The organism is Curtobacterium sp. MCLR17_040 (assembly GCF_003234735.1).
Lineage (GTDB): Bacteria > Actinomycetota > Actinomycetes > Actinomycetales > Microbacteriaceae > Curtobacterium > Curtobacterium flaccumfaciens.
This window is the reverse complement of sequence record NZ_QKTE01000007.1, coordinates 1-17,992: the sequence shown is the minus strand read 5'-3', so window position 1 is coordinate 17,992 and position 17,992 is coordinate 1. Positions and strand designations below refer to the sequence as shown.

Annotated in this window: 20 protein-coding genes; 5 read left to right on the top strand and 15 right to left on the bottom strand. The window is 72.1% G+C overall.

What is annotated here, in order from left to right:
* Positions 1-140: 140 nt before the first annotated feature.
* The 4 genes from DEJ01_RS08035 to DEJ01_RS08020 form a co-directional block, all read right to left on the bottom strand.
* Positions 141-449: a hypothetical protein gene (locus tag DEJ01_RS08035; protein WP_110863466.1), complete on the bottom strand. Its 309-nt coding sequence runs from the start codon at positions 447-449 to the stop codon at positions 141-143.
* Positions 446-1,126 carry a hypothetical protein gene (locus DEJ01_RS08030; protein ID WP_146245650.1) on the bottom strand — a complete coding sequence of 227 codons (681 nt, stop codon included), beginning with the start codon at positions 1,124-1,126 and terminating at the stop codon, positions 446-448. The genes DEJ01_RS08035 and DEJ01_RS08030 overlap by 4 nt, the downstream gene beginning before the upstream one ends.
* Positions 1,123-1,677, bottom strand: a complete 555-nt coding sequence (locus tag DEJ01_RS08025; protein ID WP_027466268.1) for an RNA polymerase sigma factor — start codon at positions 1,675-1,677, stop codon at positions 1,123-1,125. Before DEJ01_RS08025 ends, DEJ01_RS08030 begins: the two co-directional genes overlap by 4 nt.
* 226 nt (positions 1,678-1,903) lie before the next feature.
* Positions 1,904-2,740 (bottom strand): alpha/beta fold hydrolase, encoded by an 837-nt coding sequence (locus DEJ01_RS08020; RefSeq protein WP_111092680.1) that lies wholly within the window; start codon positions 2,738-2,740, stop codon positions 1,904-1,906.
* Positions 2,741-2,925: 185 nt separating this feature from the next.
* On the opposite strand from DEJ01_RS08020, the gene DEJ01_RS08015 reads away from it, so the two are divergent.
* Entirely contained in the window at positions 2,926-3,555 is a 630-nt protein-coding gene (locus tag DEJ01_RS08015) for an MOSC domain-containing protein (protein WP_110863469.1), read from the top strand.
* 33 nt (positions 3,556-3,588) lie between these two features.
* Here the strand turns inward: DEJ01_RS08015 and DEJ01_RS08010 are convergent, their stop codons facing one another.
* Positions 3,589-3,972 carry an MmcQ/YjbR family DNA-binding protein gene (locus tag DEJ01_RS08010; protein ID WP_111092679.1) on the bottom strand — a complete coding sequence of 128 codons (384 nt, stop codon included), beginning with the start codon at positions 3,970-3,972 and terminating at the stop codon, positions 3,589-3,591.
* 141 nt (positions 3,973-4,113) lie between these two features.
* Between DEJ01_RS08010 and DEJ01_RS08005 the strand changes: the two genes are divergently transcribed.
* Entirely contained in the window at positions 4,114-4,413 is a 300-nt protein-coding gene (locus tag DEJ01_RS08005) for an excalibur calcium-binding domain-containing protein (RefSeq protein WP_209049853.1), read from the top strand.
* Between the two features lie 171 nt (positions 4,414-4,584).
* On the opposite strand, the gene epsC is transcribed toward DEJ01_RS08005, so the two are convergent.
* From epsC to DEJ01_RS07990, 3 genes are all read right to left on the bottom strand, one after another.
* A complete protein-coding gene (gene epsC / locus DEJ01_RS08000) occupies positions 4,585-5,145 on the bottom strand; it encodes a serine O-acetyltransferase EpsC (protein ID WP_111032065.1) in 561 nt (186 codons plus the stop codon).
* 20 nt (positions 5,146-5,165) lie between these two features.
* Positions 5,166-6,104 (bottom strand): cysteine synthase A, encoded by a 939-nt coding sequence (gene cysK / locus DEJ01_RS07995; RefSeq protein ID WP_027466262.1) that lies wholly within the window; start codon positions 6,102-6,104, stop codon positions 5,166-5,168.
* Between the two features lie 263 nt (positions 6,105-6,367).
* Positions 6,368-7,405, bottom strand: coding sequence for a dipeptidase (locus tag DEJ01_RS07990; protein ID WP_111092678.1), 1,038 nt, complete (start codon positions 7,403-7,405; stop codon positions 6,368-6,370).
* A 144-nt stretch (positions 7,406-7,549) separates the two neighbouring features.
* Here DEJ01_RS07990 and DEJ01_RS07985 point away from each other — a divergent pair, with 144 nt between their 5' ends.
* Positions 7,550-8,059, top strand: coding sequence for an SRPBCC family protein (locus DEJ01_RS07985; RefSeq protein ID WP_111092677.1), 510 nt, complete (start codon positions 7,550-7,552; stop codon positions 8,057-8,059).
* Here the strand turns inward: DEJ01_RS07985 and DEJ01_RS07980 are convergent.
* From DEJ01_RS07980 to DEJ01_RS07955, 6 genes are all read right to left on the bottom strand, one after another.
* Positions 8,026-8,859, bottom strand: coding sequence for a MurR/RpiR family transcriptional regulator (locus tag DEJ01_RS07980; RefSeq protein ID WP_111029315.1), 834 nt, complete (start codon positions 8,857-8,859; stop codon positions 8,026-8,028). The genes DEJ01_RS07985 and DEJ01_RS07980 overlap by 34 nt on opposite strands.
* Positions 8,856-10,115, bottom strand: a complete 1,260-nt coding sequence (locus DEJ01_RS07975) for an allantoate amidohydrolase (RefSeq protein ID WP_111038169.1) — start codon at positions 10,113-10,115, stop codon at positions 8,856-8,858. The genes DEJ01_RS07980 and DEJ01_RS07975 overlap by 4 nt, the downstream gene beginning before the upstream one ends.
* Positions 10,112-11,365, bottom strand: a complete 1,254-nt coding sequence (locus tag DEJ01_RS07970) for an alanine--glyoxylate aminotransferase family protein (protein ID WP_111092676.1) — start codon at positions 11,363-11,365, stop codon at positions 10,112-10,114. The genes DEJ01_RS07975 and DEJ01_RS07970 overlap by 4 nt, the downstream gene beginning before the upstream one ends.
* A gap of 43 nt (positions 11,366-11,408) precedes the next feature.
* Positions 11,409-12,785 carry an allantoinase AllB gene (gene allB, locus DEJ01_RS07965; RefSeq protein ID WP_181438391.1) on the bottom strand — a complete coding sequence of 459 codons (1,377 nt, stop codon included), beginning with the start codon at positions 12,783-12,785 and terminating at the stop codon, positions 11,409-11,411.
* Positions 12,782-13,546: an aspartate/glutamate racemase family protein gene (locus tag DEJ01_RS07960; protein ID WP_111092675.1), complete on the bottom strand. Its 765-nt coding sequence runs from the start codon at positions 13,544-13,546 to the stop codon at positions 12,782-12,784. Before DEJ01_RS07960 ends, allB begins: the two co-directional genes overlap by 4 nt.
* Before the next feature lie 159 nt (positions 13,547-13,705).
* Positions 13,706-15,271 carry an NCS1 family nucleobase:cation symporter-1 gene (locus DEJ01_RS07955; protein WP_111092674.1) on the bottom strand — a complete coding sequence of 522 codons (1,566 nt, stop codon included), beginning with the start codon at positions 15,269-15,271 and terminating at the stop codon, positions 13,706-13,708.
* A 261-nt stretch (positions 15,272-15,532) separates the two neighbouring features.
* On the opposite strand from DEJ01_RS07955, the gene DEJ01_RS07950 reads away from it, so the two are divergent.
* The gene (locus DEJ01_RS07950; protein WP_035808811.1) at positions 15,533-16,096 is read left to right on the top strand and encodes a VOC family protein; all 564 of its coding nucleotides are present in this window, start codon (positions 15,533-15,535) and stop codon (positions 16,094-16,096) included.
* 51 nt (positions 16,097-16,147) lie between these two features.
* Here the strand turns inward: DEJ01_RS07950 and DEJ01_RS07945 are convergent, their stop codons facing one another.
* Positions 16,148-16,879, bottom strand: coding sequence for a FadR/GntR family transcriptional regulator (locus DEJ01_RS07945; protein WP_111022162.1), 732 nt, complete (start codon positions 16,877-16,879; stop codon positions 16,148-16,150).
* Between the two features lie 86 nt (positions 16,880-16,965).
* Here DEJ01_RS07945 and DEJ01_RS07940 point away from each other — a divergent pair, with 86 nt between their 5' ends.
* On the top strand, positions 16,966-17,871 hold the full coding sequence (locus DEJ01_RS07940) for a proline iminopeptidase-family hydrolase (protein ID WP_258375664.1): 906 nt from the start codon (positions 16,966-16,968) through the stop codon (positions 17,869-17,871).
* Positions 17,872-17,992 lie beyond the last annotated feature (121 nt).

The following is a 17,992-nucleotide window of genomic DNA, read 5'->3' as shown; positions in this document are numbered from 1 at the left end:
GCTGCACGTGGTCCTGCGAGGGTCTCCTTCGGCACCGGAGGCGGCGTCGGGTCGCGTCGGGCGGGGTCAGCTGCGCCCACGGCGGACGGGAGGCCCGTGGCGGCGTCGCCACGGGCCTCCCGTCCGGTCTGTGGTCGCGGTCAGCCCACCCGCGCGACGCGTACGTCGACGCGGCTGAGCGCCAGGCCGTGCGCTGCCGCGGTCGCCAGGGCGACGTCGTGGACGGCGCGGGCGACCTCGGGGGCCGGGCGGAAGCCGTCGGTGCCGATGACGACGCGCAGGGCGTCGTCGTCGACGACGATCCGGAGCGGCCCGGTGCTCGTGGCGATGCTGCGGACCGCCTGCACGGCGCTCGCGACCGTCGGGCGGGAGCGGTACAGGTCGGTGACCCCGGGGACCTCGAGGACGGCGGCCTCGATCGCGGCGAGGGTCTCGTCGGTGGTGCTCATCGGGCCTCCTCCGGGTCGGTGCCGGGCTCGTCGGTGCCTGTTTCGTCGGTGCCGGGCTCGGGGTCCGGCAGCAGGTCGCGGACGACGACGTCGATCGCCTCGACGAGCAGGTCGGTCTGCTCGGCCAGGGCGCCGGCCACGGCGGCGCGGACCAGCTCGGCGGTCGCCGGGATCGACGGACCGGACGCGATCGCGATCTCGACGACCACCCGGATCGGGGACGCGAGTTCGGTGACGTCGCCGTCGAGGTGGCAGCGGGCCACGAGCACGCCGGGGACCTCGTCGCCGGTGCGGCGGATGAGGGACCGGATGGCGCCCTCGGTCATCACCGGGCGCTCGGTCTCGGACAGGGGGCGGAGCGGGACGTCGCGACCGGAGCGGGACTCGATCGAGATGTTCGCCAGGACGCCGCTGATCCAGGACTCGTCGGCCGGGGCCTCGTCGCGGGCGGCCGCCTCGAGCGAGCGGAGCGACGCGTGGCGGACGCGGATGATCGCGGCCAGGGCGTTCTGGCAGGCGGGCGAGTCGTCGATGCTCGGGTCCGCCGGCTGCATGCCGGCGTCGAGGTAGTCGGCGAGTTCGTCGATCGAGTGGCCGTCGAGGTCACCGGGTTCGAGGGCGTCGAGTGCTTCCGGGCTGTCGGGCAGGTCCGGCCGGATGCCGTCGTGGTCGGTCATCGCCATCCCTCCATGAGTCGGATCATGTTCTTCCTCGCTCGGGACAGCAGTCCCCGGACCGTCGAGGGTGGCAGGTCGAGTTCGGCGGCGATCTCGTCGTACCGGTACTCGAGCACCTCCTTCATGATCCAGCACCGTCGTTGGGCTTCGGGCAGTTCGGCCAGCGCACGTTCGACCGCGTCCTCGCGCGAGCGTGCCTCGGCGACCCGGTCGGGTGCGTCGTCGGCCGGCGCGGCGACCTCGAGCTCGGTGACGTCGTCGTGGACGCGCCGCGCGCGGATCCGGTCGAGGCACTTCCGGCTCAGGATGCGCATCAACCACGACTTCACGCGCGCGAGGTCCTCGAGGGAGTCGAGGCGGTCCCACGCGGTGATGAAGGTCTCCTGCACGACGTCGTCGAGTTCGTCGGTGGAACCGAGGGTCCGACGGGCGTAGGCGCGGAGCAGCGGGGTGTGGCGACGGATCAGGACCTCGAAGGCCCGGACGTCGCCGTCGGACGACCGGCCGGCGAGGACCGCGTCGTCGAGCTCGGCGAGGGACTGGTGGTGCACGCGTTCCTTCTACTGGTGGTGGATGGTGAACGGCTGGGTGCGTCCGTCCACCGTCGTCGGACGGGTACTGGTGGGACGCAACCCGCACCGCGTTCGTCACACACCGAAGGGGCGCACACCGGACGGTTCCGGTGCGCGCCCCTGACGTCGTGCGTGTCGGCTCGCCCTACTGCTGGTCGGCTCGTCCTCCTGCCGGTCGGCTCGTCCTCCTGCTGGTCGGCTCGTCCTACTGCTGGATGAAGGCGAGCAGGTCGGGGTTGATGACGTCCGCGTGGGTCGTCAGCATCCCGTGCGGGTAGCCCTCGTAGATCTTGAGCGTGGCGTTGCTGAGCAGCTCGGCCTGCTTGAGCGAGGCCGCCTTGTACGGCACGACCTGGTCGTCGTCGCCCTGCGTGACGAGGACCGGGACGGAGATCGCCTTGAGGTCCTCGGTCTGGTCCGTCTCCGAGAACGCCTTGATGCCCTCGTAGTGGGCCAGGGCGCTGCCCGTCATCCCCTGGCGCCACCAGTTCGCGACCACCGGGGCGGAGACCTCCACGCCGGGACGGTTGAACCCGTAGAACGGGCCCTCGGCGACGGCCTGGAAGAACTCGGCGCGGTTCGCGGCGAGGGCGCTCCGGAACCCGTCGAGCACCGAGATCGGCGTGCCCTCCGGGTTGGTGTCGCTCTGCAGCATGATCGGGGGCACCGACGAGACCAGGACGGCCTTGGCGACGCGGCCCTGGGGCTCGCCGTACTGCGCGACGTACCGTGCGACCTGGCCACCACCGGTGGAGTGCCCGATGTGGACCGCGTTCTGCAGGTCGAGGTGCTGCACGAGCGCATCTGTGTCGCTCGCGTAGTGGTCCATGTCGTGACCGGTGCCGATCTGCGACGAACGCCCGTGCCCGCGGCGGTCGTGCGCGATCACCCGGTACCCCTTGCCCAGGAAGAACAGCATCTGCGCGTCCCAGTCGTCCGACGACAGGGGCCATCCGTGGTGGAAGACGATCGGCTGCGCGTCGCGCGGCCCCCAGTCCTTGTAGAAGATCTCTGCACCATCGCTCGTGGTGACGAACGCCATCGTGAACCTCCGTGAGTTTCTGCTCCACATGTGACGCGGACTGGCCGCTGCCTCCCGTTCGGCGGGAGACCGAAGCCCCTTCACCGTAGGACCGGCGCTCCGTCGACCGCTTGGGTCATTCATCCCGATCCGGCCGGGCCGGGCACGGCTTGGTGCGCGGGCGTGTGTGCACCAGAGTTGATCCCATGTCGCTCGTCACCGCCGTCTGCCGCGTCGACCGTCTGCTGCCCGACTCCGGCATCATCGGCGTCACCGCCATCGACAAGCGTCCGGTCACCGGCAGCGTCCGGGTCCGGCCGCTCGGCCTGCGCGCCGACGTGCAGGCGAACCGCAAGTACCACGGCGGTGTGGACCAGGCCGTGTACGCCTACGCCGACGAGGACGCCGCGTACTTCGCCGACCTGCTCGAGCGCGAGGTCCCGCCCGGCCTGTTCGGCGAGAACCTCCGCACCAGCGGCATCGACGTCACCGGGGCCGTGACCGGGGAACGCTGGCGGATCGGTGACACCCTCGTGCTCGAGGTGACCGTCCCCCGCACTCCCTGCGGCACCTTCGCCCGGCGCATGGGGATCGACGGGTGGGTGAAGCGGTTCGCCGACGAGGGGCGGCCCGGGGCGTACTTCCGCGTGGTCAAGTCCGGTTCGGTCGCCGCGGGTGACCCCGTCGAGGTGATCCACCGGCCGGAACACGGGGTGACCATCGGCGAGATCTTCGGCGATCTGGCACCCGATCGAGCACGGGCCGTACTCGAGTCGGGCGAACGGCTGGCACCGAAGGTCGTCCACGACCTGTCGAAGGTCGCCGCCCGGGCCTGAGCCGGTCGAGCCAGTCGGGCCCGTCGAGCCCGATCAGCTCGGCAGCACGCCGCGCGAGGGGTCGATCGGACGCTTCGCCACGGGCAGCCCGGCCACGACCAGGTCGTAGGCGTTCGCCACGAGGTCCTCGACCAGGGTCTCGTCGATGCCGTCGCCCGGCGTCAGCGTGATCCAGTGCCGCTTGTTCATGTGCCACCCGGGCGTGATCTCGTCGTGGTCCCGCACGAGCGCTGCCCCGTGCGGCGGCGCGCACTTGAGGTTCACGATCGGGGTCCCACGCACCTCGCTCACCATCACGAACATCTTGCCGACGACCTTGTAGACCACCGAGCCCTCGCCGAACGGCTGGGTCTCGACGGCCGCCGGCAACGCCAGCGCCGTGCGGCTCGCGATGTCGTGCAGCTGCTCGCCGTCCATGTGACCAGGATGCCGCAGGCCGCCGACAGCGCACCCCGTTCGGGGGCAGGTCATGAGTGTCGATCACGTCGTAGGATCACCACGCCGCGCACCCGACGCGGCGGTCGCTCGCGCGATCACCACCAGTTCCAGGGGGAACCCGTGCGCATCATCCGTACCCTCGGCATCGCCGCCGCCACCGCCGTCCTCGCGACCACCGTCGTCGTCGGCGGGACCTCGACCGCGCAGGCCGCGCCGAAGTCCTACGCCAACTGCACCGCGGTGCACAAGGTGTACTCCGGCGGCATCGCCAAGAAGTCCGTCACGAAGAACAAGGTCGTCTCCGGCGGCAAGACCACCTACCGTGCGCTCAAGGGCACGGTGAAGAAGGACGACGCCCTGTACAAGGCGAACACCAAGCTCGACCGCGACAAGGACGGCATCGCCTGCGAGAAGAGCTGACGCTCCCACTCGCTCGGTGACACCGGCAAGACACCGGTGTTCGCGTCCTGAACACCCGCACGCCGGGGTGCGATGCGCGAACACCGGTGTTTTGCGTGCCCGGTGCGCCCCGGCGTACGCGGGTGGCGCGACGCGACGCGACGCGGGGCGGCGCGGGGCGGCGCGACGCGCTCAGAGCGTCGGGACGCCCTCGTGCCCGGATCGGGGACGCGGAGTCCCGGCGACGCCCGTGACGACCGACCCCGCCGGCACGTCCTTCGTGACCACCGTGTTGGCACCGACGACGGAGTCCGGCCCGATCGTGATCGCCCCGATCAGTGACGACCCGGCGCCGAGCACCACGCGGTCCCCCACCACCGGGTGCCGTCGGGCTCCCGGCCCGTGGTCTCCGCCGCGTCCGCCCAGGGTGACGCCGTGGAACACGAGCACGTCGTCACCGATGACCGAGGTCTCGCCGATGACGACGCCCATGCCGTGGTCGATGAAGAACCGGCGGCCGATGCGCGCGCCGGGGTGGATCTCGATGCCGGTGACCGACCGTGCGATCTGCCCGAGCAGGCGGGCCGCGAACCGGGACCCGGGCAGCCCCTGCGCGTTCCAGAGACGGTGGGTCACGCGGTACGTCCAGATGGCGTGCAACCCGGAGTAGACGATCGCGTTCTCCAGGTCACCCCGGGCAGCGGGGTCACCGCGGCGTGCTGCGGACAGGTCCTCCCGGATGGTCCGCAGCACGCCTCGTCGAAGAGGACGACTCACGCAGTGAGCCCCTCGAAGAGCACCGTCGACAGGTAGCGCTCTCCGGTGTCGCACACGATGGCGACGATCCGCTTGCCGGCGTTCTCGGGGCGTGCGGCGATCTCGAGGGCCGCGTGGATGATCGCGCCGGACGAGATGCCGGACAGGATGCCCTCCTGCGTCGCCAGCGCACGGGCGACCCGGAGCGCGTCGTCGAGCTCGACGTCGAACACCTCGTCGATGACGCTCTGGTCGAGGACCTCGGGCACGAAGTTCGCGCCGATGCCCTGGATCTTGTGCGGACCGGCCTTGCCCTCGGTGAGCAGCGGCGAGTCCTTCGGCTCGACGGCGACGATCTGCACGCCGGGCACGCGCTCCTTGAGCACCTGCCCGACACCGGTGATCGTGCCGCCGGTGCCGACACCCGCGACGAACACGTCGACGTGTTCCTCGGTGTCGCGGAGGATCTCCTCCGCCGTGGTCTTCCGGTGGATCTCGGCGTTCGCAGCCGTCTCGAACTGGTGGGCGAGGATCGCGCCGGGGGTCTCCGCGACGATCGACTCTGCCTTGGCGACCGCGCCCTTCATGCCCTCGGGCCCGGGGGTCAGGACGATCTCGGCCCCGTACGCACGGATGACCGCACGGCGCTCGACGCTCATGGTCTCGGGCATCGTGATGACGACCCGGTACCCGCGAGCAGCGCCGACCAGGGCGAGGGCGATGCCGGTGTTGCCGGACGAGCCCTCGACGATGGTGCCACCGGCCTGCAGCGCACCGGAGGCCTCGGCGGCATCGATGATCGCGACGCCCAGACGGTCCTTGACGCTGGCACCCGGGTTGTAGAACTCGAGCTTGGCGAGCACCTCGGCCCCGCCCGCCTTCGGCAGCCGGTTCAGCTTGACGAGGGGGGTGTTGCCGAACGCCTGGGAGATGTTCTCGTAGATGGTGCCGCTCATCCGGTCCGTCCTTCGCAGCTCAGGTCGCGCATCGCTCTTCCTGGAGGCGCGGTGTGCGCCCGATCCTAGCGACCGGACCCCAGGCGGTCCTGTCCGTGACGGCGCGTGCGCGCCGGACGCGAGTCGCGCCTCCAGGCCCTTCCTGCCCCGGCCTGCGAAAGCGACAGATACCCGCGGAAGGTTCGCAGGGTTCTGTCGCTTTCGCGGGAGTGAGCACGACCAGCGCCGAGGAGAGTCGCTTTCGCGGCGCGAAACACACCGCGTCAGCGCACGAACGCCGTCCGGGCGAACCGCTCGTCGGTCGCCTCGAGCACCCGCAGCACGTTGCCGCCGGCCAGCGCACGAAGGTCCGACTCACCCCAGCCGCGCCGGACGAGCTCCGCCGCGAGCACCGGGTACCGCGACACGTCCCGCAGGTCCGGCGGCAGCACCGGGGTGCCGTCGTAGTCGCCGCCGAGGCCCAGGTGCGCCACACCGGCGACATCGCGGGCGTGCTCGACGTGGTCGGCGACGTCCGACACCGTGACCAGGGGCGGTTCGCCGGACATGCCCGACTCCTCCCAGTCCGCCCATGCTCGCGACACGAACTTCGGCACGAAGGTGATCATCACGACGCCACCGTTGTCGGCCAACCGGGGGAGCACGTCGTCGGGCACGTTCCGCGGGTGGTCGTCGATCGCGACGGTCGACGAGTGGCTGAACACGACGGGCCGGGTCGCCACGTCGAGGGTGTCCCGCATGGTTTCCGGGGCGGTGTGGGACAGGTCGACGAGCATGCCGATCCGCTCCATCTCGGCGACGATCTGCCGCCCGCGGTCGGTGAGGCCGCCGTGCGCCCGCTCCCCGGTCGCGGAGTCGGCCCAGGGGGTGTCGTCGTTGTGGGTGAGCGTCATGTAGCGGACGCCGAGCCGCGCGAGGGTCCGGAGGACCGCGAGGTCGTCGCCGATCGAGTGCCCGCCCTCGGCGCCGAGCAGCGACGCGATCCGGCCGGAGTCGACGGCGGCACGGACCTCGGCGGCGGTGCGGGCGAGCGCGAGGTCGTCGGGGTAACGCTCGATGATCCGGTGTGCGAGGTCGACCTGCTGCAGCGTCGTCGTCACGGGGTCCGGGTCGTCCGCGGGCACGAACACCGACCAGAACTGCCCGACGACGCCGCCGGCGCGGAGCTTCGGGATGTCGGTGTGCAGCGAGTCGGTCTCGGTGTCGATGCCCTCGACGCCGGAGTCGTGGCTGTCACGGCGCTCCCACGGCAGGTCGTTGTGGCCGTCGATGACCGGGAACGGGAGCGCGTCGAACGTCATCCCCCGACGCTACCGCCCACGCCGTCGTGGCTAGGCTCGAACCGTGCAGCCCGTCACCCTCCGCACCGAGCGACTGGTGCTCTCGGCCCCCGAGCTCGGCGACGCCGACGACGATCGGTCCGACCCGATGGTCTGGCCGGCGTCGTGACCGTCTCGTTCCGGGTCGTGACGGACCTACCGGTTCCGCCGGAGCGCGCCTTCGCGCTGTCGCTCGACATCGGCGCGCACGAGCGATCGATGGCCGCGACCGACGAACGCGCCGTTGCCGGCACGACGGCCGGCACGATCGGCCTGGGCGAGTCCGTCACCTGGCGTGCGCGGCACTTCGGGATCGTCTGGCGGATGACGAGCAGGATCACCGCCCTGGAGGCGCCCCACCGGTTCGTCGACGAACAGGTGCGTGGGCCGTTCGCCCGGTTCCACCACGAGCACCGCTTCGAGCCGTCGGCCGGCGGCACGCGCATGGTCGACACCATCACGTTCCGCGCACCGCTCGGCCCGCTGGGGCGCCTGGCCGAGGTGCTCGCCCTGGCCCGGTACATGCCGAAGCTCATCGCCGACCGCAACGCCTCGCTCGCCGCCGAACTGCGTGCCGAGCTGCGCGCCGGATCGGACGGCGATCAGGGCGCAGCGAGCTCCCCCAGCGCGTCGTAGGCGGTGGCGACGGCGTCGACCCGCACCCGGCCACCGGGACCCGAGGCGTCGTAGACGTCGTTCGTGATCGCGGCGACGACGGCGAACAGCGCGGCCATCGAGTCGAACGCCGACGGTGAGTCGACCGGGCAGAGGATCGCGGTGGCGGCGGGAGCGGCGATGACCGCGGCCGTCGGGTCGCCGAGGACGATGACGTCCGCCCCGGAGTCGACGCAGTGCCGGACGATCCGTTCGACCCCGGCGGTGTGCCGACGCACGGTCACCAGGACCACGAGGTCGTGCCGGTCCAGGTCGGCGACCTCTTCACCGAGTCGCTGCCCGGGCGACGGACCGACCCGGACGTCGGACCGCACCTGCGCCAGCTGGGACCGCAGTTGCAGCGCGATCGGGTACGCGCCGCGTTCACCGAGGACGAGCACCCGGCGGGCCCGGACGATCCGACGGGCCAGTCGCGGGCGGTCCGCTCGGCCGAGGGATGCGAAGGCCGCGTCGAGGTTCCGCGCCTCGACCGCGCGCTGGTCGACGTGGGCGGCGTCCTCGGCGACCCACGGCAGGCCCGAACCCCGCGCGGACATCAGGTTCTGCCGGACCTCGGCGGCGTCCTGGAACCCCAGCGACCGCACGAGTCGCGAGACCGTGGCCTTCGAGGTGCCGGACTCGGCCGCGAGTTCGGCGGAGGTGCCGACGAGCAGGAGTTCCGGGTCGTGGCGGACCATCGCGGCGACCCGACGTTCGGCGGGCGAGAGCTGTTCCCACACGGAGTCGATCCGGGCGCGGACGTCGGGGCCGGCGGTGCTCATGCGCGGGCCACCCGGTCGACGGCGACGGCCAGGGCGTCGAGGCCGAGGGCGATGTCCGGCGTCGACACGAACTCGTCCGGGTGGTGACTGATGCCGTCGGGGTTGCGGAGGAACAGCATCGCGACGTCGGTCACGAGCCCGAGCGACATCGCGTCGTGGCCGGCTCGTGAGAACAGCTCCATCGGCGCGGTCTCGCCCGTCGACACGATCCCTGCTCGGACGGCGTCCATCAGCCGGGGCGAGCAGAACACCGCGGGCGCACGGTGCACCTCGGTCGGGGTGACGCTCACCCCACGCCGTTCACCGATGAGCGTGAAGGCCTTGGTGAGTTCGTCCCAGACCTCGTCGCGCTCGTCGTCGAACTCGCCGCGCAGGTCGACGGAGAACCGTGCGAGCCCGGGGACGACGTTGACGGCTCCGGGCTCGACGGTCATCGTGCCGACGGTGCCGACCTGGTGCGATGCCCGACAGATGCGTTCCACCGCGAGCGCGGCCTCGGCGGCGGCGAGCAGCGCGTCGTGCCGGCGCTCGTAGGGGGTGCCGCCGGCGTGCCGGGCCTCTCCCACGGCCTCGACCGAGAACCGGCGGGCACTCGCGATGCTCGTGACGACCCCGAGGGCCTGCCCGGCCTGCTCGAGGTACGGCCCCTGCTCGATGTGCGCCTCGAGGTAGCCGACCACCGACGCCGGGTCGACCGCGGCGTCGCCGACGCGCTCCGGGTCGAGGCCGAAGTCGGTGAAGGCCTGCCGGAGCGTGACGCCGTCACCGTCGGCCAGGTCCCACCAGGCGTCGTCCCAGACCCCGGCCACCGCGGACGACCCGAGCAGGGCCTTGCCGAAGCGCGTGCCCTCTTCGTCGGAGAACGCGATGACCTCGAGCGCGACGGGCAGCGGACCGTCGGCGGTGAGCCGGGCGACCGTGCGGATCGCCATGAGCACCCCGACGACGCCGTCGTACCGTCCGGCGTCCACCACGGTGTCCAGGTGCGAGCCGAGCAGCAGCACGGGGGCGTCGGGCGTCGCGCCCGCGGCCCGGCCGTGCAGGTTGCCGGCGGCGTCCTGCCAGGTGGACAGTCCGGCGTCCTGCATCCAGCCCGCGACGAGGGCGTTCGCCCGGGCGTGCTCGGGCGACAGGTAGACGCGGGTGATCCGGCCCGGTTCGGCGCTGAGGGCGGCGAGCTCGTCGCACCAGCGGGCGACGAGTTCGGCGTCGGCGGTGCCCACGGCGGTCGCGTTCAGGACGGGCACGGCGCTCACGCGAGCACCTCCGCCCCGACGGGAGCGACCGCGGCGGGGTCGTCGCGGAAGACGTCGAGGGCGGCGTCGACACCGCCGCCGTGCGGGACCGCGTGCCCGGCCCGACGCAGGGTGTGCTCGAGCGCGGCCAGGGTCGTGACGACGGTGTCCTTCCGGGCGTTGTAGCCCATCGTGCCGATGCGCCAGACCCGACCGTGCAGCGGCCCGAACGAGGTGCCGATCTCGATCCCGTGGTCGTCGAGCATCGCGCCGCGCACCTGGTCGCCGACGACGTCGGACGGGATCTCGACGGCGACGACGTTGTGCATCTTGTGGGCGACGTCGCCGAAGACCGGGAGCCCGAGGGCCTGCACCCCGGCGAGCATCGCGCGCCCGGCCGTCTCGTGGCGGGCGACGACGGCGTCGCGGCCTTCCTCGAGCAGGATGCGGGCGCACTCGTGCGCGGCGTAGAGCATCGAAGCGGCCTCGGTGTGGTGGTTCAGGCGGCGGGGGCCCCAGTAGTCGAGGATCATCGCGAGGTCGAGGTAGTTCGAGCGGATCGGTTCGTCGGCGACGTCGTCACCGGGTTCGCGGATGCCGGCCTCGACGCTCCGCCGCTCGTCGAGCACGGCCACGGCCTTGGGCGACAGCGTGACGGGTGCGCTGCCGGACGGGCCGCCGAGGCACTTCTGCAGCCCGGCGCTCACGGCGTCGATCCCCCAGGCGTCGACCTCGAGCGGGTTGCCGCCGACCGTCGCCGTGGCGTCGGTGTAGAGCAGGACGCCGTACCGCTCGCAGATCGCACCGAGCTCGTCGAGCGGCTGGTTCATCGTGGTCGAGGTGTCGCCCTGCACGACCGCCAGCACCTTCGGCCGGACGCGGGCGATGGCCGACTCGATCGCGGACGGCGTGAAGACCTGGCCCCAGTCGGTCTCGATGGTGTGGACCTCGGCACCGGCGCGGCCGGCGATCTCGGCGAGCAGGTGCCCGAACCGGCCGAACACCGGCACGAGCACGCGGTCCCCCGGGGCGAGCAGCGACACCAGCACCGCTTCGATCCCCGCGCGCGAGGTGCCGTCCACGAGCAGCGTCGCGTCGTTGCCGGTGCCGAACACGCGGCGGTAGAGCGCCTGCGTCTCGTTCATCGTCGAGGTCATCCAGGGGTCGTACTGGCCGACGAGCGGCGTCGACAGGGCACGGAGCACGCGCGGGTCGGCGTCGATCGGACCGGGCCCCATGAGGAGACGAGCGGGTGGGTTCACTGGGAGCATGGTGGTTCCTTCCGTTCCTGATCTGACGATACCGGAACGATCGTTACAGGGGTGTTTCCGCCGCGAGCACGGGCCGTCCGGCCAGCTGCCCCTCGACGCCGACCACGCCGCCGTCCACCGTGGCGATGCGACGGCCGCGGAGCCAGGTCTCGGTGACGCTGCCGCGCACGCGGAGACCGTCGAACGCCGACACCGGGTTGCGGTGCTCGAGCCCGGCGACGTCGACGACGGACTCGGCGGACGGGTCGAACACGGCGAAGTGCGCCAGGGCACCGGGAGCGATCACCCCGCGGTCGCGCAGCCCGACCAGGGCGGCCGGACCGGTCGTGAACAGCGGGAGCAGCGCCTCGAGCGGGATCCCTCGGTGCTCGGCCTCGGTCCACACCGCCCGGAACCCGACCTGCAGGCCGGCGACCCCGCCCCAGGCCAGACCCCAGTCGTCGGTCTTCAGGTCGGCGGTGGAGGGCGAGTGGTCCGACACGACGAGGTCGATCGTGCCGTCGAGCACACCGGCCCACAGCGCGTCGCGGTTGGCGTCGTCGCGGATCGGTGGGCAGCACTTGTAGGCGGTCGCGCCGTCCGGGATCGCGCCCGCTTCGAACGACAAGTAGTGCGGGCAGGTCTCGACCGTGATCCGGACGCCGTCGTCCTTCGCGGCACGGAGCATCGGCAGCGCGCCCGCGTCGGACAGGTGCAGCACGTGCACCCGCGCACCGGTCGCCCGCGCGCCGTCGATGACCTGCGCGATCGCGGACCGTTCGGCGGCGACGGGCCGGGTGGCCAGGAAGTCGGCGTACCGACCACCGAGCGCCTGGTGCGGCACGAGGTGTTCCGGGTCCTCGGCGTGCACGATCAGCAGGGCGTCGATCCGGGCGACCTCGGCGATCGCGGCGCGGAGCTGCTCGGGGTCGAGGTGCGGGAACTCGTCGACACCGCTCGGCGCCGTGAAGCACTTGAACCCGAAGACGCCGGCATCGTGCAGGGCGTCGAGCGAGCCGAGACTCGCGGGGACCGCGCCGCCCCAGAACCCGACGTCGACCGCCACCCGGCCCTCGGCACTCGCACGCTTGACGGCGAGCGCCTCGACCGTGGTCGTCGCGGGGATGGAGTTGAGCGGCATGTCCACGATCGTGGTGACGCCGCCCATCGCAGCGGCCCGGGTCGCGGACGCGAAGCCCTCCCACTCGGTGCGGCCTGGCTCGTTGACGTGCACGTGCGTGTCGACGAGTCCGGGGAGCAGCACCTGCCCGGCCGGCACGGTGTGGACCTGCACGGCGTCGACGACCGCGTCGACGGGCAGGACGCCGGTGACCCGGCCGTCGTGGACGACGACCGCGGCCGGGCGGAACGCCCCGTCGATCCAAGCTCGCTGCGCGCGGACGACCAGGTCTGCCGTGTCGCCCGCCGGGAGGCCCGTCACGCGCCCGCCCCGGCCGTCGCGACCGCCGCCGGGTGGCGTTCGAAGCCCGCCAGCAGCCCCGACATCGCCTTCACCGGCGGCAGGCCGTACTCGCCGCGCTTGCCCGTGGACAAGCCGAGCCGGACGAGCGACTCCGCCAGGACCGTGGCCGCCGCGACGCCGTCGACGACCGGTGCCCCGATGGCCAGCGAGACCTCGGCGCAGAAGTCGGCCATGCCCGCGCACCCGAGCACGACGACGTCGGCTCCCCCGTCGATGACCGCTCGGCACTCCTCGATCACGAGCGCCCGTGCACCGGACTCGGGGTCGTCGAGCTCGAGCACCGGGACCTCGCACGCCCGGATCTCCGTGACGAGCGGGGCGAAGCCGTAGCGCTGGGCGAGCTCGTGGGCGCGGCCGGTCGTCCGCGCCAGGGTGGTGACGACGCCGAACCGCCGGCCGAGCATCGCGGCGGCGTGGAACCCGGCCTCGGCGATCCCGATCACCGGCACCGTCGCGAGCTCCCGCGCGGCGTCGAGCCCCGGGTCCCCGAAGCAGGCGACGACGAACGCGTCCACCCCGTCCTGCTCGCCGCGGCCGATCTGCTCGAGCAGCCCGGGCACGGCCAGGGCCTCTTCGTAGTGGCTCTCGATCGAAGCCGGCCCCATCGAGGGTTCGACCGCTTCGACCAGCGTGCCGGGAGCGGCGACGGCCTGGGCCGCGACGCCGATCGCCCGCGTCATCGACGCGGTGGTGTTGGGGTTGACGACGCGGATGCGCATCGGGGTCCTTCCGGTGGAGCGAGTGGAGCGGTGGAACCGGTGGTGCTGGGTGGTGACCATCGTGGCGGGGGCGGGGCGGGCCTCCCGGCCGTGGTCTGGATCTGTGGACGACCGAGCGCCGCGACCCGCCCTGTGGAGGACGGGCCGCGACGCCGGCGGTCAGGCGCGACCGACGGCCGCGCCGTCGTCGACCGAGGGGTCGTCCGCGTCGAGCACGGGCATGCTCGGCCGGACACGCTCGAGCGCCCAGAAGACGACGAGGCCCAGGCCGCACCCGATGAACCAGCTGTAGCTCGCCAGCCACGGCAGCACGCCGAGTGCCGGGGGCAGGACCGCGCTCGCCACCGAGATCGCGCCGGTGACCACGAGGGTCCAGATGGCGTTCGGGTTGAACCCGCCGCGGTACCAGTACCGGGCGGTGCGGCTCGTGGAGTACATGTCGTCGATCGCGATGCGCTGCTTGCCGACGATGTAGTAGCCCGCGATGAGGATGCCGAACAGCGGGCCGATCAGCGCACCGAGCACCCCGAGCGTGTACAGGATCGCCTGGTCGTTGCCGTACCAGTTCCACGGGGTGAGGAGCACGGAGCCGACCGCGGCGATCATGCCCCCGGCCCGCCACGAGATCTTCCGGGGTGCCACGTTCGAGAAGTCGAACGCGGGGCTGATGAAGTTCGCCACGATGTTGATGCCGACGGTCGCCGTGACGAAGGTCAGGCCGCCGAGCAGGATCGCGAAGGGTGCTCCGATGGCCTGCACGGTCTCGATCGGGTCGGTGATGAGCTTGCCGAACACCGGCACCGTCGCGCTGGCGCAGAGGACCGTCAGGACCGAGAAGAACAGGAAGTTGATCGGCAGACCCCAGAAGTTGCCGCGCTTGACCGCACGGAACGACCGGCCGTAGCGCGAGAAGTCCCCGAAGTTCAGCATCGGGCCGGAGAAGTAGCTGACCACCAGGGCGACCGCGGACAGCATCACCGGGATCGACGCCCCGAACGACAGCGGCTCGCCGACCGACAGGGTGAACGAGATGTTGCCGATGCCCGCCTGGCTGACCAGGTAGACCGCGAGCGCGATCATCACCACGTAGACCGCCGGTCCGGCCCAGTCGATGAACCGCTTGATGGCCTCCATGCCCATCCAGAACAGCGCGCCCTGCGCCACCCAGAGGATCGCGTACGAGATCCACCCCAGGGCCGAGAGCCCGAGGAACGAGTGGTCGAGCAGCCCCGCCGACGCCGGGATGAACTTGAGGAAGATGATGTTCAGCGACTGGGCGGCGAGGAAGGTCTGCACGCCGTACCAGGCCATCGCGATGAGGCCGCGGATGATGGCGGGGACGTTCGCGCCGAGCACCCCGAACACCGCGCGGTTGATCACCGGGTACGGCACGCCGGTGCGCTGCGACGGCTTCGCGACCAGGTTGGCGAAGACCTGCACGATGAGGATGCCGACCACCAGGGCGATGAGCACCTGCCAGCTCGCGATGCCGAGGGCGAAGAGCGACCCGGCGGTGACGTAGCCGCCGACGGAGTGCACGTCGGACATCCAGAACGCGAAGAAGTTGTAGCTCGTCCAGCGCTGCTCGCGCAGCGGGGCGAGGTCCTCGTTCGTGAGCGCCGGGTCGTACCCGGGCTTGACGACACCGGCACCCGCTGGGGCGGGAGCGGCGGTCGTGGTGGGGGCGTGGGGCGCGGCGACTGGTGTCGCGATGTCGGTAGCCATGGCGTCCTCCGAGGGAGTGGGAAGCGGGGCGGTGCGTGCTTGAGCACGAAGCTACGGAGCGACTTCGCCCCCGCCGTTTCCCTCGTGTAACGGTCGTGTGTCCCGCACCCCGTCCTGGAACGACCGTTCCGGGACGGTCACCGAGACCGGCGCCGACCGCGCCAGGAGCCGCGGTGCGGCTTGCCGCATCGATGGGCACCGACCCCGCACGGACCCCGCCCCGACCCGAGCCGCGGGGACCGCCGGTGGTACGAATCGACCATGAGCAGGGGAATCAGGATCGACCACGTGGGCGTCACGGTGCCGGACATCGACGCAGCCACGCAGTTCTTCGAGGCGGCGTTCGACGCCGTCGTCCTGTACGACATGCGGCGTCGTGACGAGACGCCGAACAGCAGTTCCGAGGCGCACGGCTACCTCGGCATCCCGAGCACCATGGCGCAGGGGGCCATGCGGATGCTCGCGCTGCCGGAGGGGCCGGGGCTCGAGCTGTTCGAGTACCTGGGGCCCGAGCAGCGGAACGCCGCACACCCGTCCGACCTGGGGTGGCAGCACCTGGCGATGTACGCCGACGACCTGGACGAGACGCTCGCCCGGGTCGAGGCGGCCGGCGGCACCCGGAACTCCGACCCGCGCGACCTGCGTGGTGACGAGGCGGGGGCCGGCAACCGGTTCGTCTACACGCGCACGCCGTGGGGGTCGACGCTCGAGCTCGTCAGCTACCCGACGCCGCAGCCGTACCTGGTGTACGCGCCGCGGCCGAAGTGGGCGCCGTGGCCGATGCCCGACGACGTCTACCCGGTGCCGGCACCCGCCGTGCACTGACGACCGACCGCCGCACCGACCGACCAACACACCGACCGACAGACCGTCCTCTCAGTGGCGGGGCACCTGCCCCGTCCGCCGTACGGCCCGTTCGAGCAGTTCGACGTCGATCCCGACGTGCTGCCGGGCGATCACGCCCGCCTCGGGCGCCCGCCCTGAACACACCGCGTCCACCAGCAGTTCGTGCTCGTGGAGCGCGCGGGTCTCCATCTCCGCCATGCCCTCGGCCGTGCCCCACAGGTGCGCCGGAGCGGCGATGGAGATCTGCGCCTCCAACCCGGCGAGCGCCGTCCGCAGGGCGTCGTTCCGCGCGGCGTCGATGATCGTCCGGTGCAGCACGGCGTCGGCCTGCTGCTTCTCGAGTCCCGAGGTGGCGTCGCGGAACACCTCGAGCCGTGCACGGATCAGGGCGGCGTCGTCCGGGGTGACCCGTTCCGCGGCGGCCGTCGCGAGCGCCCCGTGCAGCAGCGCGATGGCGTCGGCGGTGTCCTGGATCGCCTCCCACCGGGCGAGCAGCACCCGTCCGACGGCGTCCGAAGAGTTGTCCGGCCACTCGGTGCGGACGAACGTGCCGCCGCCCCGGCCTCGACGGGTCTCGAGCAGCCCCCGTTCGACGAGCCGCGCGATCGCACCGCGCACGGTGACCCGGGCGACGCCGAGCAGGCCGGCCAGTTCGCGTTCCGGCGGCAGGTTCGCGCCGGGCAGGTACTCACCCACGGCGACGGCGGTCACGAGGCGGTCCTCGACCTCGTCGACGCGCGTCTCGGTCGCACGATCGGACACACGGACCCCCTTCGCGGTGTTACGACCACGTTAAGGCAGCAGAAAAGGTATTGCGTGGGACCTTTTTCCGCTCCATGCTGACCCCCATGTCCAGCATCACCGAATCCACGATGCCGTTCCGCGACGGCGAGACCTGGTACCGGGTCACCACGCCCGACACCCCGGTCGCGGGCGCGCTGCCCCTCGTCGTCCTGCACGGCGGGCCCGGCATGGCCCACGACTACCTCCGGAACCTCGCGGCCCTGGCCGACGAGACCGGCCGGACCGTCGTCCACCACGACCAGTTCGGCTGCGGCCGGAGCAGCCACCGCCCGGACGCGCCGGTCGACACCTGGCAGCCGCAGCTGTTCGTCGACGAGTACGCCGCCCTGGTCGAGCACCTCGGGATCGGCGACCACCACGTGCTCGGGCAGTCGTGGGGCGGCATGCTCGGTGCCGAGATCGCGGTGCAGCAGCCCGCGGGGCTCCGGTCGCTGGCGATCTGCAACTCCCCCGCGTCGATGCAGCTCTGGGTCGACGGCGCCGCCGAGCTCCGCGCGCAGCTGCCCGCCGACGTGCAGGACGCCCTGACCCGGCACGAGACGGCCGGCACCGTCGACGACCCCGAGTACCTGGCGGCGACGCAGGTCTTCTACGAGCGGCACGTCTGCCGCGTGGTCCCGATGCCGCAGGACTTCGTCGACTCCGAGGAGCAGATGGAGCGCGAGCCGACGGTCTACCGCACGATGAACGGCCCGAACGAGTTCCACGTCATCGGCACGATGCGCGACTGGACCATCGTCGACCGGCTCGACCGTGTCGCCGTGCCGACGCTCGTCGTCGCCGGCGAGCACGACGAGGCCACCCCCGCCACGTGGGCGCCGTTCGTCGAGCGGATCGCCGACGTCCAGCAGCACGTCTTCCCCGGCGCGAGCCACTGCTCGCACCTGGAACAGCCGGCGGAGTTCCGCCGGGTCGTCGCGGCCTTCCTGGCCGCGCACGACGACGCCTGACCCGGCCACCTTCGGTCTGGAGGCGCGGGACGGGCCCGCCCGCCTCCAGACGGAGGGTGGCCGGGTCAGGCGTCGTCATGAGCGGGCAGGAACGCCGAGGCGAAGGAGCGGATCTCCGCAG

Excerpts from the sequence above, each read along its gene's own strand:
- DEJ01_RS07990 (WP_111092678.1), bottom strand. The coding sequence starts at position 7,405 with ATGACGTTCGACGCGCTCCCGTTCCCGGTCATCGACGGCCACAACGAC.
- DEJ01_RS08010 (WP_111092679.1), bottom strand. The coding sequence starts at position 3,972 with ATGGACGGCGAGCAGCTGCACGACATCGCGAGCCGCACGGCGCTGGCG.
- DEJ01_RS07960 (WP_111092675.1), bottom strand. The coding sequence starts at position 13,546 with ATGCGCATCCGCGTCGTCAACCCCAACACCACCGCGTCGATGACGCGG.
- DEJ01_RS08020 (WP_111092680.1), bottom strand. The coding sequence starts at position 2,740 with ATGGCGTTCGTCACCACGAGCGATGGTGCAGAGATCTTCTACAAGGAC.
- cysK (WP_027466262.1), bottom strand. The coding sequence starts at position 6,104 with ATGAGCGGCACCATCTACGAGAACATCTCCCAGGCGTTCGGCAACACC.
- DEJ01_RS07980 (WP_111029315.1), bottom strand. The coding sequence starts at position 8,859 with ATGAGCACCGCCGGCCCCGACGTCCGCGCCCGGATCGACTCCGTGTGG.
- DEJ01_RS08030 (WP_146245650.1), bottom strand. The coding sequence starts at position 1,126 with ATGACCGACCACGACGGCATCCGGCCGGACCTGCCCGACAGCCCGGAA.
- DEJ01_RS07950 (WP_035808811.1), top strand. The coding sequence starts at position 15,533 with ATGAGCAGGGGAATCAGGATCGACCACGTGGGCGTCACGGTGCCGGAC.
- DEJ01_RS07955 (WP_111092674.1), bottom strand. The coding sequence starts at position 15,271 with ATGGCTACCGACATCGCGACACCAGTCGCCGCGCCCCACGCCCCCACC.
- DEJ01_RS08015 (WP_110863469.1), top strand. The coding sequence starts at position 2,926 with ATGTCGCTCGTCACCGCCGTCTGCCGCGTCGACCGTCTGCTGCCCGAC.
- DEJ01_RS07970 (WP_111092676.1), bottom strand. The coding sequence starts at position 11,365 with ATGCTCCCAGTGAACCCACCCGCTCGTCTCCTCATGGGGCCCGGTCCG.
- DEJ01_RS07940 (WP_258375664.1), top strand. The coding sequence starts at position 16,966 with ATGTCCAGCATCACCGAATCCACGATGCCGTTCCGCGACGGCGAGACC.
- DEJ01_RS08035 (WP_110863466.1), bottom strand. The coding sequence starts at position 449 with ATGAGCACCACCGACGAGACCCTCGCCGCGATCGAGGCCGCCGTCCTC.